Annotated in this window: 13 protein-coding genes and 1 tRNA gene; 9 read left to right on the top strand and 5 right to left on the bottom strand. The window is 55.3% G+C overall.

Going from position 1 to position 15,703, the window contains the following annotated elements:
• The first annotated feature begins 3 nt into the window (after window positions 1-3).
• From menD to menE, 5 genes are read left to right on the top strand one after another with little or no spacing between them, the layout of a single operon-like run.
• Complete coding sequence (menD, locus tag HH1059_RS00345; protein WP_096406986.1) at window positions 4-1,761, top strand: 2-succinyl-5-enolpyruvyl-6-hydroxy-3-cyclohexene-1-carboxylic-acid synthase; 1,758 nt, start codon at window positions 4-6, stop codon at window positions 1,759-1,761.
• A complete protein-coding gene (gene menH / locus HH1059_RS00340; protein ID WP_096406984.1) occupies window positions 1,755-2,597 on the top strand; it encodes a 2-succinyl-6-hydroxy-2,4-cyclohexadiene-1-carboxylate synthase in 843 nt (280 codons plus the stop codon). The genes menD and menH overlap by 7 nt, the downstream gene beginning before the upstream one ends.
• Complete coding sequence (gene menB, locus HH1059_RS00335; RefSeq protein ID WP_096406981.1) at window positions 2,594-3,445, top strand: 1,4-dihydroxy-2-naphthoyl-CoA synthase; 852 nt, start codon at window positions 2,594-2,596, stop codon at window positions 3,443-3,445. Before menH ends, menB begins: the two co-directional genes overlap by 4 nt.
• Before the next feature lie 33 nt (window positions 3,446-3,478).
• On the top strand, window positions 3,479-4,534 hold the full coding sequence (menC, locus tag HH1059_RS00330) for an o-succinylbenzoate synthase (protein ID WP_109962844.1): 1,056 nt from the start codon (window positions 3,479-3,481) through the stop codon (window positions 4,532-4,534).
• Window positions 4,534-5,937 carry an o-succinylbenzoate--CoA ligase gene (menE, locus tag HH1059_RS00325; protein ID WP_096406976.1) on the top strand — a complete coding sequence of 468 codons (1,404 nt, stop codon included), beginning with the start codon at window positions 4,534-4,536 and terminating at the stop codon, window positions 5,935-5,937. Before menC ends, menE begins: the two co-directional genes overlap by 1 nt.
• Here the strand turns inward: menE and HH1059_RS00320 are convergent.
• Both HH1059_RS00320 and HH1059_RS00315 read right to left on the bottom strand, forming a co-directional pair.
• The gene (locus HH1059_RS00320; protein WP_096406973.1) at window positions 5,934-6,971 is read right to left on the bottom strand and encodes an AI-2E family transporter; all 1,038 of its coding nucleotides are present in this window, start codon (window positions 6,969-6,971) and stop codon (window positions 5,934-5,936) included. The genes menE and HH1059_RS00320 overlap by 4 nt on opposite strands.
• A gap of 107 nt (window positions 6,972-7,078) precedes the next feature.
• Complete coding sequence (locus HH1059_RS00315) at window positions 7,079-8,287, bottom strand: cyclic di-GMP phosphodiesterase (RefSeq protein WP_162549257.1); 1,209 nt, start codon at window positions 8,285-8,287, stop codon at window positions 7,079-7,081.
• Between the two features lie 255 nt (window positions 8,288-8,542).
• Here HH1059_RS00315 and HH1059_RS00310 point away from each other — a divergent pair, with 255 nt between their 5' ends.
• Window positions 8,543-9,652 (top strand): alpha/beta fold hydrolase, encoded by a 1,110-nt coding sequence (locus HH1059_RS00310; protein ID WP_096406968.1) that lies wholly within the window; start codon window positions 8,543-8,545, stop codon window positions 9,650-9,652.
• Window positions 9,653-9,691: 39 nt separating this feature from the next.
• Here the strand turns inward: HH1059_RS00310 and HH1059_RS00305 are convergent.
• Window positions 9,692-9,768, bottom strand: a tRNA-Arg gene (locus HH1059_RS00305).
• Window positions 9,769-10,015: 247 nt separating this feature from the next.
• On the opposite strand from HH1059_RS00305, the gene HH1059_RS00300 reads away from it, so the two are divergent.
• The 3 genes from HH1059_RS00300 (at window position 10,016) to HH1059_RS00290 (ending at window position 12,337) form a co-directional block, all read left to right on the top strand.
• Window positions 10,016-10,288, top strand: coding sequence for an oxidative damage protection protein (locus tag HH1059_RS00300; RefSeq protein ID WP_096406966.1), 273 nt, complete (start codon window positions 10,016-10,018; stop codon window positions 10,286-10,288).
• A 117-nt stretch (window positions 10,289-10,405) separates the two neighbouring features.
• The gene (gene menA / locus HH1059_RS00295; RefSeq protein ID WP_096406963.1) at window positions 10,406-11,353 is read left to right on the top strand and encodes a 1,4-dihydroxy-2-naphthoate octaprenyltransferase; all 948 of its coding nucleotides are present in this window, start codon (window positions 10,406-10,408) and stop codon (window positions 11,351-11,353) included.
• A gap of 123 nt (window positions 11,354-11,476) precedes the next feature.
• A complete protein-coding gene (locus HH1059_RS00290) occupies window positions 11,477-12,337 on the top strand; it encodes a PH domain-containing protein (RefSeq protein WP_096406961.1) in 861 nt (286 codons plus the stop codon).
• 50 nt (window positions 12,338-12,387) lie between these two features.
• On the opposite strand, the gene HH1059_RS00285 is transcribed toward HH1059_RS00290, so the two are convergent.
• Window positions 12,388-14,535 (bottom strand): ATP-binding SpoIIE family protein phosphatase, encoded by a 2,148-nt coding sequence (locus HH1059_RS00285; RefSeq protein WP_096406958.1) that lies wholly within the window; start codon window positions 14,533-14,535, stop codon window positions 12,388-12,390.
• Between the two features lie 17 nt (window positions 14,536-14,552).
• The gene (locus HH1059_RS00280; RefSeq protein WP_096406956.1) at window positions 14,553-15,680 is read right to left on the bottom strand and encodes a polysaccharide deacetylase family protein; all 1,128 of its coding nucleotides are present in this window, start codon (window positions 15,678-15,680) and stop codon (window positions 14,553-14,555) included.
• Window positions 15,681-15,703 lie beyond the last annotated feature (23 nt).

Here is a 15,703-nt window from a genome sequence, read left to right as displayed (position 1 = left end):
ACCATGGATGAGGCGCTTTACGATCTCAATGCCGCCTGGGCCGACTCCATTGTTAATCGCCTCCTCGCCCACGACGTAAGGGATGTGTGTATAGCCCCCGGCAGTCGCAGCGCTCCCTTGGCCTTAGCCGCCGGGCGAATGAGCAAAGCCGAACCAAGGCTGCGCATCCATACCCACTTCGATGAGCGTGGGCTGGCCTTCTACGCCCTCGGGTTGAGCCGACAAACGGGGCGGCCGTGCGCGGTTATCACCACCTCTGGGACGGCTGTCCCGAACCTCTATCCAGCGCTTACCGAAGCAAGACACAGTTATCTGCCCCTTATCGCACTAACTGCTGATCGCCCGCCTGAGCTTCTTAACTGCGGTGCAAACCAGGCCATTGATCAGGTTGAACTATTTGCCCCACAGGCGCGAGCTTCGCTCAATCTACCGCCCCCCGATGACCGACTAGGGCCGCTGTGGCTCGCTCGGCGAATTGACAGCGCGCTCGAGCGTGCCCGCGATCCCGCCGATGGCGGCCCAGTTCACATCAATGTCCAGTTCCGTGAACCCCTCTACGGTGGTGGCGAGGCGATAGACGAACACGCCTGGCAACAGCAGCTCCCTAGCCCAGCTCCGCGGCCAGCAGCTGCGCCACACCAGGATCCCCAGGTAGAGATCCGGCCACCCCTGCTGTTTGTCGCCGGTTCGCTTGACGATGAACAAGCGCAGGCAGTCCTAAATTGCGCTGAGCGCGCTTCTATACCTATCTTGGCGGACATCTCCAGCCAACTGCGCCTGCTCGAGCACCCCTGCGTTATCGGCGGCAGTGAACTGTTGCTGGCTACCACCTGTGGACGTGAAGCCCTCAACGCGGCGCATCAGATATGGCAATTTGGCGGTCGGCTAACTGGCAAGCGGATCGCCCAATGGCTCACCTACACAAATGCCGAACACTACCTTGTTAGCCCGCGCAATGACTATCTCGATCCTGCTTGGCGAGCTAAGCCAATACAGGCCGACATAGTAAGCTTCTGCGCCAGTATTGAGCCGCCAGAGCAGCCCCCCATCGCCAATCTTGACAAGGCAATCGGTCAAGTAAGGGGCATAACGTTGCCGCGCCTGAGCAAAGCCGATAAGGCGCCCAGGGAAGGTAGTGCTGAAATTAGTACTGAGGGGGACCATGAATCGGGTTTCGACGAGCTAGTGGCCAGCCATATCATTGCTACCGAACTGCCGAAAAAGATGGCCCTTTTCCCGGGTAACAGTTTAGCCATCCGACTTTTTGATTTGCTTGCTACACCTAGACACGGCAATCCCTGCATCACTCAGCGCGGCGCCAGCGGTATTGACGGGCTTATCGCCACCGCGGCTGGTCACGCCGCCCGCCATCCGGCAGGCGTAACCCTAGTCATCGGTGATCTGTCAGCCCTACACGATTTGAACAGCCTGGCCTTAGCCGCCGCGGCTGAGCACCCATTGGCGATTGTTGTGCTCAATAACGATGGTGGCGGCATATTCGATATGCTCCCGGCGCGCGGCCAGGGCGAGAGCCACAAGCAGCTCTTTCGGATGCCGCACGGCTTCAGCTTTGAGCATGCCGCTGCGCAATTCCGGCTTCCCTACCACCTGTGCGCGGACGCTAATCGACTTCGTCAGGCGTACCGCAAGGCTTGCCAAACCCCTGGGGCAACAGTTATCGAAGTTGCCTGCCCACCCCAACAGGGCTGCGACCGATTGGGCGAACTAATGCGCAGCTTGGAGGCGGCACCGGAGTGCTAAGCTGGGGAGACCCAAGCAAGCCAGCGATCCTCCTGCTCCACGGCTTTCTTGGTGATCCCCAAGAGTGGGAGGAGGTGGCTGTTAGGCTTGCCGACTCCTATCACTGCCTCGCACCCAGCCTCCCTGGCCACGCCGGCGCCCCTCCCCAGGCTGCTGATTTCCCCGGCTTGGCAGCTGAACTGTGGGACCAGATAAATACTGACCTACCTGATTGCTTCGCCCTCGTTGGCTACTCACTCGGCGGTCGGCTGGCTATGGAGATCGCGCGACAACAGGTGCTGCTAGCAGAGCAGCCGTTATGCACAGATACCCCGTTGCCCAACGGCCCTCGTAAACGCATTGACTCGCTTATCCTAGAGGGCGCCCACCCGGGCCTTGATGATAGCCTACTGCGTAGCCAACGCCGCGCCCACGATGAGTCTTGGGCGCAGCGCTTTGAGCAGGGCCCGTGGCCGGAGGTGCTCGATCAATGGTACCGGCAACCAGTTTTCAAATCACTCAACGAGCAGCAAAGAGCCCATTTGATCAGCCGACGCGCCCGGCATAACCCTTGCCATCTAGCCGCCGTGCTCCGCGGTGGAAGCCTCGCCAGGCAACCACAGATGCACGATGTGTTACGCAAGCTGGAGATCCCGATTGCATACATAGCCGGTGGCAAGGATGAAAAGTTTTCTGCCATCGGCACGGAGCTCAAGGCAGTTATCTCTAATCTACGACTTGCCAAATTGCCTGGAGTCGGGCATAACTGCCACGCTGAAGAGCCTGAGCAGGTTGCCCAAGAGATTCACTCTCTGCTCAGTAACATTCACCCCTCATCAGTGAGTTCAAGCATATGAGCGATGACGCCAAAAGTTCTATTGTTCCTGCCGCACAATGGCAAGACCACTCATCTGGATATGAAGACATCTGCTACCACAAGGCTGAAGGTATCGCTAAGATTACTATCAACCGCCCGGAGGTACGTAATGCCTTCCGCCCCCGCACGGTTATGGAGATGCAACAGGCCTTGGCCGATGCCCGTTTCGATGCGCAGATCGGCGTTGTCATCCTAACCGGCCAGGGTGATTTGGCCTTTTGCTCAGGGGGAGACCAGAAGGTCCGCGGCGATTCAGGCTATAAAGATGAAAGTGGCACCCATCACCTGAATGTACTTGATCTACAGCGCCAGATCCGCTCTTGCCCGAAGCCCGTCATAGCTATGGTCGCGGGTTACGCAATCGGTGGCGGCCATGTTCTACACCTGGTTTGCGATCTGACTATCGCTGCCGATAACGCCCGCTTCGGCCAAACTGGACCACGGGTTGGCTCGTTCGACGGCGGATTTGGGGCAAGCTTCATGGCCAGTATCGTCGGTCAGAAAAAGGCGCGTGAGATCTGGTACCTGTGCCGACAATACGACGCTCAGCAAGCGCTCGACATGGGCCTGATCAACACTGTAGTGCCGCTATCGGATCTGGAGAAAGAAACAGTAGACTGGAGCAGGCGCATCCTGGAGCATTCGCCGTTGGCTTTGCGCGCGCTTAAATCGGCGTTTAACGCCGGCGTTGACGGCCAGGCTGGAATTCAAGAACTCGCCGGCAATGCCACCTTAATGTTTTACATGACAGAAGAAGGTCAAGAAGGGCGTAACGCCTACGTTGAAAAGCGCAATCCCGATTTCAATCGCTTTACCCGCAATCCATGAACTCTGCTTGGGCCACCACCTCAGCAGCGATGGGTGGCCCAGCCTATCTGGCCTATGAACCCATTGCCAAGCCCTTCAGCAAGTCATATTAGTAGTATCGAGGTCTGGGAGTATTGCATCCCCCTCCAACCGCCGGCGCCCGTTGCCGAAAGGCACGGCATAATACTCCTCTGGCATCTTCATGATGGCCGGCGGTTTTGGTCAGAGGTGGCACCGCTACCTGGCTTCAGCCCAGAAGGGCTGAAGGAGTGCCGGCAAGCTTGTGAAACCTGGCTTGCTCAAGATGCGGCCGCGCGGACAGTAGATGAAGTGGCACCGGCAGGTCTTGCGGATCTGCCGGCGGCTGCCCGCTTCGCCATTGAGGCCGGTCGCCTGCAGGCCCTGCATAAGCTGCCCGCGGCACAGCGTGTCAAGCTGTGCAGTCTTATCGACCCCTCACAGCAGGGCGAGATAGATGGCGCTGATGCTGAGCTAGCTGGTTTAGCGGCTGATTTAACCTGTCTAAAAGTCAAGGTGGGACGCCACTCCGTTGCTGAAGATATTGATAAGCTGCGCTTAATCCACGACAAGCTACCTTCTCACGTCAAACTGCGTCTTGACGCTAACAGGGCTTGGACCTTAGAGCAGGCCGAGCAGGTCTGCGGTTCCATTCCAGCTCAACGCATCGACTATGTAGAAGAGCCGCTACTTGCAGGCAGCTGCTACCGTAACTGGACAAGCCACCTAGCAGTACCTTTTGCTTGGGATGAGACGATCCGCGAGTACCCAGAAGCCGACCTGCATACTCCGGGCCTTAAGGCGCTGGTGATCAAGCCCATGCTTACCGGCCTAGCCCGAACCCTGGCTTGGCTGGAGACAGCCAGCGCCGCGCAGCGTCAAATTGTTCTAAGTGCGGCCTTCGAGAGCAATCTGACTCTGGACCTATACGCCCGACTTTGTGCTTTATGGCAGTTAAGCGGCTATCAAGGCTTGGGAACCTTTGATGCTTGGCCAGTCTGCCTTATAGAACCGCTGCGTAGCCAATCCGGACATGACCAAAAACCGATTATCAGCCCAACCGAGCTTACCTATCTTGGACGTTGGTTGTAATGAGCAGAGAATCAGCAATTGAGTGCAGGTTGTCCCGTGCTGCCCGTTTATTTGGCAATAACACGGCGCTTATTAATGTCACTGATCGATTAAGCTTCAGCGATCTAGACCAGATGGTTAGCGAGCGTGCCAGGCAACTTCAACAACACGGGGTAAGCGAGCAACAATGGACGGCCCTGAGGGTAACCACCAGCCAGCAAGGTGTCATCGACTGGCTAGCGGTATTGCGCGCTGGTGGTATTGCACTACCGGTAGGCCAGCGCACACCTGAGGCAGGCCTGCAGGAGATGCTCAGCGAGCATAAAATTGGGCTCTATATCCCTGAACCAGGGGCGCTGCCGGCTCAATCATCCAGTATCCCAACTGCTGGCCTGGCCAGCCCCAGCGAGCGGGAAGCGGCGCTGGCAGAGCAGCTCTTCTTCCGGGCTAACACCCCTTGCGCTGGCATCCTGACCTCGGGCTCGACCGGCCGGCCACGCGTCGCGGTGCATAGCTACGCTAACTATGTTCGTAGCGCCCAAGGCTCGCAACAACTAATTCCTTTGGTAGCTGGCGATCGCTACCTGCTAAGTCTCCCCTTAAACCATGTCGGCGGGCTTGCAATCATCATGCGCTGCCTCGAGTCAGGGGCAACGATGGTATTGGGGGGACGGGCAGAAGATGCCAAATTCCTCGAGCGGCACAGCATAAGTCACATCTCGATGGTGGCCACACAGTTACGCCGCTTGCTCGAACAACGCGATATTGACCTGCCTGAGTTGCGCTGCATTCTTCTCGGCGGCGGGCCGGTAGCAGAAACTCTGCTCGAGCAGGCGAGGCAACATCAGTTACCCTGCTATCTCAGCTATGGGCTGACTGAAATGGCCTCTCAGGTGTTAACCCACGACCCTCAAGGGCGAGCTCATATTCTCCCCTATCGCGAACTGACTCTGGCCGCCGATGGCGAGATCATGGTCAGAGGTGAGACGCTCTTTCTGGGTTATTTGCGCAACGGCGAGATCCGCTCCGCCACCGACCACGAAGGCTGGTTTGCCACCCGTGATCTGGGCAGGTGGCTAGGTGCGGGGCTGGCAATAATCGGTCGCAAAGACAATCAGTTCATCAGTGGCGGTGAAAACATTCAGCCCGAGAGCATTGAACTGGAGCTGCGCCGCCATCCGGCGATTCGCGAAGCCGTTGTTGTGGCAAGACCGGACGATGAATACGGCCATCGTCCGGTGGCCTTCGTCGACTCACACAACCACATACCCCCTGAGGAAGAGCTCAAAGCCTGGCTGCGAGAACGCCTAGCAGCATTCTTAGTGCCCGATGAGTTCTTGCCAATACCCCCCCAAGAGGGGATGAAGGTGCCACGTAAGCAGCTTGAATGTCTGGCCAAACAAAGCCGCAAGCGAGAAAGCTAGTCAGCCCTATCACTGAGCATAACCGCAACCCATCGTGTCGCTGGCTGCGCCTCAAGAGCGAGTTTGGCGATCATGGTCAGAGGTATGGAGAGCAGCATACCTACAGGGCCGAAGACCCAGCCCCAGACCAACAACGAGATCAACACTACTAGCGGCGATAGTCCGAGGCTGCGTCCCATTAAGCGCGGCTCAAGGATACTGCCTACGGTGACGTTGACCGCAACATAGAGTGCCACAGCCATAATCGCCTCAACCCAGCCGCCGCCAACCAAAGCTACCAAAACCGCAGGTACAGCAGCGATAAATGAGCCGACAGTCGGCACGAAGTTGAGCAGTCCGGCCAGGATGCCCCACAAAACCGGGAAATCGACACCGATCACAAACAGGCCAATCCCTACCACCACGCCGGTACCTAGGCTGGTTGCGCTCTTAATGAAGATGTAGCGATCAACGGCCTGCATAAAGCGGCGCATCCTGACCCGGGTCCGCCGGCTGCGCGGGAATGCAGCGTTGAATTTGCCGGGTAACGTGCTCTCTTCGAGCAACAAGAACATAAACGCCAGCAACACCAGGAAGGTCGCTGCCGTAAACTGGGTCAGGCCGCCGGCTATGGTGGCTGCGGCATCAGCAAAGGTCCCGACTGCGGGCAGCGGTAGGGTATCAGGCAGGGCCTCTGGCGGCACCCCCAAGCCGACAAGATATTCGCGTAACTCGCCGAATAGGGCCCCGATATGGGCCTGGTACTGCGGCGCCTGCGCCGCCATGGTCTCCACCGCCCCCCGCAAGGCAAGAAAGATCAAGAAGAAGAACATGCCGATAATAAGAAACAGAACTAGTACAGCTAGCGGAGCGGGGACACCCTGGCGCTGCATCCAATTAAGTGGAGTCGCTGAGGCAATCGCCAGGAAGGCTGCCAGTAGCAGAGGGTTTAGAATGGAAGAGACCTCCTGCATGGCCGCAAGAACCACGACCATTGCCGCAGCCCCTACTAACCAATACCAAGCATTAGGTAGTGGATTCTCACTCTTCAGCATAGTTTCACCGACAACCTCAAACTTGAACAGCTAAGCGTTGCCCCTTGCCTTCTAATTCAGCGCATTGCCAGAGCTGATTCAGCAACGCTTACGCTTAGGTCGTATAATCAATCAGTTAAATACAACTCCGGCGGCACCGGCCAGCGTTCCGGTGATTCATAAGATTCAATCCGAAGATTGGCTCTGCTACCCGCAAGATCAACTACCCGGGGCGGATGATACATCTTATCGCGTTTAATATCGTAGACAATGCGCACCACGGGCAATAGCGATTTACCCTCCTTCACGTTCAAAACTACCGCCAGCTCGTTCGAACTAAGCCGCACCAGGCTACCCGGCGGATAGACCCCGACACAGCGCACAAATCGCTCGCAGAGTTGGCGATCAAAATGCCCGGCCTGGTTGAGGATAAAGTGCAGCCCCTGGGTAGGAGGGCTACCATTATGATAGGGGCGAACGGCGGTCAGCGCATCGTAAACATCAACCATAGCTATCATTCGAGACTCGGCAGAGAGCTTACTCGCGTCATAGCCATTAGGATAACCACCACCGTCCATCCGCTCATGGTGGGTGGCGGTTAGCTCAATGGCAAGCGGCGGTATCCCGTCACTATCCTGGAGCACAGCCACTCCTTGGCGGACGTGGGTCTTCATGATTTTATATTCAGCTTCGGTCAATTTACCCGGCTTTTTGACAATTTCTTCAGGTATCAGTGCCTTGCCAATATCGTGGAGAAGCCCCGCAGTCCCGATGCGACGCACGTGATCGTGCTCCATGCCGATATGTTCGGCGAACGCCATCAAGAGCACGGAGACGTTTACACAGTGCTGGTACGTATAGTTATCCCGCGAGCGGATCCTGCCAAAGGCGAACATGGTCGAGCGATGGGAGGTAACCGCCGAAAACAGTGAATCACTCACCGCTTCCACATCACTGTGATCAATCGCCTGACCGGCGCGCGCTTGCTCGATCATGCCTTTGACGAATGAGCGAGCCTCCTTGGTAATAGCCCTGACCTGATTGCCGGCATGTTTATCCGTCTCTTGGGCAGTCCCTCTTTGGGCATAATCCTTGGTAGGCGGTGCGGCTGGTTTCTCATCATGCTGTTCATGCGAGGTATCGACAACAATCCGCTGTATCCCCAGCTTGCGCAGCCGATCGATGCTTTGACGGTCGAGGAAAAAGCGGTTGTAGAGGAATGGGTGAAATACCCACGGAACACCTAGGTCATGCACGTACATGCCAGGCCTGAGCTGATCTACCGACAACTCCTTTAAGGCCTCGGCTTCCTTGGGTGTTTCACTTGCAGATCCCACTCTGCCCCCCTATAACCTTAACCAACTTAGCAATCCCCCCGTTAACTAGTAACATTAACATTATCCAGAAGTGAAATGTCCCTTTAGGCATTCGAAATCTCCCCCCGAGCCAATGGGCTGTCCCGGTGTGGAGGTCTTGGCACCAGAGATAGCGCACTGAAGCCTCCAGAGATGGATTGACGGCGTGCTCCACACCGGGGCAGCCCATTGGCTCAGGGAGGGTTAAAGGTGTCCTGTGAGCCAATTAGGAAAGCCATGACAGAAGCTAATCCAAACCAATCAAGAAAGCAGTCCCGTCTACCCCTTTTGGGCAAGGTAACGCTGGCTTTGTTCGGGTCGCTACTCATAGCTGCCCTCGTCCTACCCTTCTTGATATCCACCGACCCTGCAGAGGGCGCGCCACCCGAAGAGCTCGCCACAGAACAAAGTCGGTTCATGAACCTGACCACCAACGACAACACAGCATTGCTGATCCACTATCTGCACGCGGCGGGAGAGGGCAACTCTTACCCAAACAGAACTGACCCAGAAAAGGCAGATAAGCCTGCTACGGATAGTGCAGCAGGTGGTTCGCACCGGACAACTCCCATGGTCCTTCTGCACGGATTTACCCTCAATGCCTACTCTTGGCAAGAGATAATCCCGCACTTGGCAACAAGCAGGGAAGTCATAGCCTACGATCAGATTCCTTATGGCCTGAGCGCTAAGCCGGCGCTCGAGGCCGATGAAGACGTAGACTATTTCAGTCTTGCAGCTGCTGTTGATCACCTCATAGCGTTACTAGATAAGCAGGAGATACCCAACAGTATCTTGGTTGGTAATTCCTCAGGAGGCGCTGTAGCTCTGGCTGCCGCGCACAGTCACCCCGAGAGGATCGAGGCCTTAGTCCTTATCAACCCGATGGCAACGGTCGAGCGGATGACATTGCCCGACTGGTTGGGCCATAGTCCGCAGGTAAAACGCCTTAACCTATTAGCAGCCCGCTGGTTCGGGTCTAGCACAACACTGCTTGAGGCCTCATACCACGACCCAGCACTTATTAGCGAGCGGCGACGCGAGCTGGCATTACTCCATACTCAGGTAGAGGGCTGGGATCTTGCCTGGGGGGAGATCTTCAACCGCGCCCTGGTGGAACCCCTTGATGTTGAACAGGCTATCGCCGAGGTCAGCGTGCCTACCTTGGTAGTAATCGGCGCGGAAGATACCATCATCGATCCGCAAGAGTCGCAACAGCTAGCAGAAACTTTACAGAACGCCGATTCACTCGTAATCGAGGACTGTGGCCACCTACCTCACGAGGAGTGCCCTGAAAGGACCTATGAGAAGATTAGCGGCTGGATAAACGCGCTGGAGCGAGCCGAATAGTTGCGCCCCGGCGGGCGCCTTCTGAAGCGTGAGTAGTTTTGGCCCGCCCGGCAGGATTCGAACCTGCGACCTTCGGCTCCGGAGGCCGACGCTCTATCCGGCTGAGCTACGGGCGGGAAGGACGGTCAAACGCATCTGGGATTTCCAATCATAACGCGCCCAAACCTGCATGCCAAGGGTGGCGACTGGAAAACCATCTGCAGGAGGCGAATAGGCCCGCAAAAGCAGCGCTTCGTATAGGCCTTTGGGATAACAAGTCCAGACCTAAAAGTACATCGCCCGACAGGCCGATTGAGGTTAGAATGAGCAGGCGCAAGGGCACCAAGTGCTCCCCTAAGGTCAACTGGGTTACATGAGAGTGATATGACGAAGACAGTCAACTGCGCAAAGCTTAAACAAGAGGCCGAGGCCCTTGATAAGCCCCCCTATCCAGGGGAACTGGGCCAGCGAATATACGAACAAATAAGCAAACCAGCCTGGGAGATGTGGTTCCGTCAACAGACCATGCTTATAAATGAGTACCGTCTCAATCCTGCCGAGGCGCAAACGAGGCGCTTTCTCGAAAGGGAGATGGAGAGTTTTCTGTTCGGCAGCGGATCAGCCCCACCACCAGACTTTAGGCCCTATTCTGAATAATTACTGGTGCGCCTATCCTTACGCGCAAACAAAGGTCAGCTAATTGAGTCTTGAGAATATTCATCTATACCTGTGCTGACGTTACATCTCCCAGCCACTTGGAGCCGTGCAGAGAGTATGGAAACATCAACTACCAGCAAATCCCGCTATGAAAAGCATGACCGTCCGAGTTGGCCATTCGTAGTATGGCATGCTATCCGGCCCCGCACCTTACCTCTATCATTTTCTCCAGTGCTCGCCGGATCGGCCGTAGGTTGGGTAGAGACCGGCGTATTGCGCCTTGATATAACCATAGTCGCAGTCCTGGTTATCGCCATCATTCAAATCGGCACCAACTTACAAAATGATGCTATTGACACCCTGAACGAGACCGATCAACCCGATCGAGCCGGACCAGTGCGGGTGACCGAGCGCGGCTGGCTAACCCCTGGACAGGTCATCCGGGCAGCCTACTTTGCCTATGCTGTGGGCTTGTTCCTAGGCGCCTATTTGGTTTACCAGGGTGGTTTACCCATCCTCATTCTTGGCATGCTTTCAGTTGCCGCCGCTTACGCTTACTCTGGTGGGCCCTGGCCGGTTTCGCGCGGCCCTTTAGGAGAAGTTTTTGTTATCGCGTTTTTTGGCCTGGTGGCGGTAGGTGGGGTTGCTTATCTTTACGGAGCGCCTTTCGACTTAAAAACCATTCTGATGGGCTTGGCCATTGGAGTGCCCGCAGCAGCTGTTCTGCTCGTGAACAATTTGCGCGACCTTGAAAGTGACAAGCGTGCCGGCAGACTAACGCTAGCAATCCTGCTGGGAAGAGAAGGGGCTATATGGCTTTATGGTGCCTTTCTATTCTTAGTCACAGCTGGGCTCATCGCCATAGCGACTTCTGGGGGGCCTTGGGTTGGGGCAATGCTAGGACTAAGCGGAATCCCCTTAGGGGTACGCATATGGCGAACTCTTAGCAGTGCTGAAGACGCCCAAACCTTTAACACTTGCCTATCCCGTACGGCGATCTTTCAGTTGCTTGTGACAATAACCATGTGTCTAGGCCTAGGGTTGGCGGTGATGGTAGGCGGCTGATAGATTACTGGGATATTGATCTGTTTAGTCCTGTTGGACTGACCGGGGGGTATTGGGAAATAGAAGCAGAAACACTTTAATGGCCCCACCCCCCGCCTGCCATCTTTGAGGGAGGTAACTACTGTGAACGAGTCATCAGATATAGAGGGTAGGGCCAAAAAAGGGAAGCTTGGCCGCTGGGTGATAATCTTCCTGGCAGTGGCTACTATAAGCTCCCTATTAGGATCGTTCCCATTCTGGGGCGAACACTCTTTTATCTTCCTGCTGCTCTTTGTGGTCCTCTTCCCGACCACAGTAGTAGCCTCTCTGATGCGCTGGTGGCCTATGCGTCAGGCACAGGGAGTGCGTGACGGGGTCAATTGGCGGCGCAAGCTTAACCTCAGCGCAGTTGGCATAGCTCTATCATCGCTTATCTGCTTGCTACTCGGTATTGCGTGGTTCGGCACCGCTCCGGGTACCATGCTGATGGTAGCTGGGACCCTTCTTCTGCCCCCGCTGGTGATCCTATTGCTGCTCACCTATTCAATGCGTGATCGTGAGCGTCTAGCCGAGACCATGCTTGAGGAAGATGAGGAGGTCCTTTATCAGGCTGAGGTTCACTGGGGAGTCTTCATTCCTACCATAGTAGTGGCCACGCTGATTCTAATTTTCACCTTAGCCCCTCTCGGCACAATAGGTTACGGCATAGCGACCATACTCTACCTTATAGTTCTGCCGGGGACGGCCGCACACTCTCTGAGTGTCTTTTTCAACACGGAACTGGAGGTCACCCAGTATAGCTTGATCGCAGCCACCGGACTGATAGTTAGAACTACTAGGCTCTTTGCTCGTGATGACTTACAGGCGGTAGGCGTTCAGCAGGGATTGCTTGGGAAGATACTAGGATTCGGTAAGATAAGCTTCATCTGTAAGGATGGATATAGCTTTAAGGTTCCGGGAATTGTCGATCCGGAGGGGCTGCGGCAGATAATAATGCGCCGATGAATAATACCTTGTAAGCAAGGCCCTATCCGGGCCTTGCTTTGGCTGCTACGCTACTCTTCGCTATCATCGCCTTTACTCACCCCACTAAAGCTCACCACCACGCGATTACCGGGTGGCCAATACTCCAGCGAATCGGCCAGCTCACGGACCATGCTGATGCCTCGGCCGGCAGGCTTGTTCAGCTCGTAGGCCATAGCTGCATCGGTTGAGCTATCGCCGCAGCTTTGCCCATCTCTATTACCAGCTCGAGCAACCGCCATCCATTCCTGATAGTCGAATCCCGGGCCGCTATCAACTATATCGATTGTTATAGCGCAAGGTTTTTTACCATCCGAGGCATCTTGGTCGGAGTGCGATGAGATACGAATGCGAATCTCCCCTTCATTTAACTCGTTTAAGGCCTTGCTGCGCTGGCGATAGTACTCCTCAAATCCCTCAGGCGTTCTTTTTAGTGATGAATCCAAACCCAGCAAGCCATGCTCCAAGGCATTGTTATAGAGCTCAGCAATGATGAAGTAGAGGCTCTGTTGGTGCTCTTCCAGTGCCCCTAGATCGCTGAGCAGATCCATTATCGAGGGTACCGGATTGAGTCGCCCAAGAGTTCCCGCATCAAGCACTAACTCCGCCTGCCACGGTGCTGCCGGATTCGTCCCGACACCTCTTTTCGGGCCGCGGGCAAGCAATTGATCCAGATCTAGTTCAAGCAGGGTTGTATCATCATCGGATTCGGTAGAATCCCAATAAATCTCCAGCTGCTCAAGAATTTTGTCGAAGCCCTGCCCCGGAGGGACCGATGTAAGGGCCTTTTCTACACCCTCAGCACCGTACATCCATCCGCCTTCCAAAGCAGCCTCGACGACGCCGTCAGAGCAAGCATAGAGGTAACCGCCAGCGGGCAGGTCGTGATATGAGATCCGGCGTCTTCCACCACGCTGGTCGCTAACTATACCCAGCGGCAATTCACTGGACTGGAAGGTTGCTACTACACGGCTACCCTGCAGCAACCATAAAGGTGGCATACCGCCATTCCACACACCTAAACGGTTATTGGCGTAGTCTACCTCCACTAGTGCTGCACCCATAAACATATCCGGCGGCAGCGTGCGATAGAGCCGGTCATTGATCAGATCCAGCACCTCAGCTGGGTGGGCTCCCCGCCTAACCCTCTCATAAAAGATCTCAGCTACACCCGGTACCCCTACAGCCGCACCAATACCATGGCCGGTAAAATCACCGATCAGAACCAGAAGATTGCCGTTCGCCCGATACTCAGCCAGGATCAAATCGCCACTGAGTATCGCTGCAGGACGATAGAAATAGCGCAATCCCGGAGTCTGCAATGCCGCCGAATCCAGGGCCTTGGCTACAATCTGTTCGGCCTTTTCCTGTTCCTGCTCTAGGCGGTCCTGGTGGGTCTTAAGAATGTCTTTGTCGACTGCTATCGCTTTAAGCCTACGCACCAGATCATCTACGCTCTCCATGACCCTGTTCAGGTCCGCAAATCCCAAGTCGATAGTGCGCGGCTCAATAAGATGAATATCTTTAACCGCGTTTACCTGCTCGACTTGGTTACCAAACGCCTCAACCGAATACTTTATGCGCCGGTTAACCAAGTAACCAACCGTTGCTGCGAGTAATAAAGCAAGTGGCGCAATACCTGCCATCAGCCAGTAATGGCCGGCGCTCGCCTCTGCCTTGACGGTACTTATATCCTGACTTACTTCAACCACGCCCAGGACGTCGCCGACATCGGCATTAGTATGACAATCCTGACACTCATCCCGAGTCTGTACCGGCATTATATGGCGCAGCAGATCACCCTTCTCGGTCTTGCGTACCTCGCGCTCGTCTATGGCCTTATAAACGGCATCATCCTTTTCCGGCTCCCCCTCAATGCTCCCATAAAGCGAATCTACTAGCTCACCGCGATAGATCGTGACGCGGATAGGGCTATCCTGATAAGAGTCCTCAAGAACATTTATGAACGATTCTAGTTCTTCGCGACTCCAGCCCAGGCGCATTACCTGAAACATCGATTCAAAGGTTTGCCGGGCGATCGACTCTGAACCCTGCTCAGCTTGCCGGGTTAGGATGTTCTCGTAGATTAGTGAGGAGAAGAAGGTGCTTATGCCGAAAACAGCAACGGCTACTGCAACAACAGTAGCCATAATAAAGGTACGGAGCTTGAGCAGGCGCATATGTTTAAGTCAACAAGTCAGTAATTCAGCCACTGTTTACTGAACCAGAAGAATCTGCCGCTGCCGTCGCGATGTGGAGCGGTGCAGTTATATCTGGCGCGGCCCCGGCCAAACTCTTCTTCAGCCTGCACAGCGAAGGTATTACGCTGCTCATCAAGCCATTCCAGCTCCATCAGCCCCTGTCGACTTGCAAAGCAGTTCAACCTACCAGTAGCTACATCGTTATCATCTTTCAGGGTGATCTTCATCCTGGGTGGGTTATTATCCTCAAGGACCGGTTCGAACGGTTCCATCTCCTTAACCGGCAAGGGCAAGCTGCGGGCACGCTGACTAAAATCGTCCATGCCACCAAACTGCTCATTTACCGGGAAACGCGGCAGCGCACGCGGGTCCTCGACACTGCCCATGGCACCGGAATGCTGACCGAAAGCTATGTAGCCCTTGTCAGTTATAATCTCGGCAAGACGCTCATTGTATTCTCCAAACGGATAGGCATACAGACGCGGGTCTTCATTTACATCCTCACCTAGCTCTTCCTGCAACCGCTGCTGCGCCTTATTGATATCTTCGCGCATGCGCTTTTCCCACTCCTCCTTACTCTCTTGCTCTGGATCCCGGCGTACTAGATAGTCGTGAGTAGCAGAGTGATTGGCAAATGTCACCAGGCCGCTATCCTGCATCTCTCTCATCTGATCCCAATCCATGTAGGCCTGGCGTCCTGAATCAACATCATCGGTGGCCACAAACAAGGTCATCGGCCAGTCCCGCTCCTTCATACGCGGGTAGGCCTCTTCATAGACTGACGCGTAAGCATCATCCACAGTAATAGCAACGGTCTTGTCAGGGATTGGCTCACCATCTTGCATGGCCTTGACAATGCGCTCTATGGACCAGACATTGAAATCGTTTTCTTCTAGAAACTCGAGCTGATCATCAAACTGGTCCAGACGGACACTGGTTGAAGGATAACGATCCTCGCCAAAGCGGTGGTACATGAAGACTACCGCACTATCACGATGCTCCTTTTCCTCTTGCGAGCCTGCCTCAGCTACCTTGGGTAAAAAGCTGATAACAACAGCGGCTACCAGCGCGCTAGAGAAAAGAGTTGTGCGCAATACTGTATGTGATGACATATCTTTGATCATAGTCAATCCTTGTGGATAATTGG

The sequence above is a fragment of the Halorhodospira halochloris genome, assembly GCF_002356555.2.
In the GTDB taxonomy this organism is placed as follows: Bacteria; Pseudomonadota; Gammaproteobacteria; order Nitrococcales; family Halorhodospiraceae; genus Halorhodospira; species Halorhodospira halochloris.
This window is presented reverse-complemented; position numbering and strand designations above follow the sequence as displayed.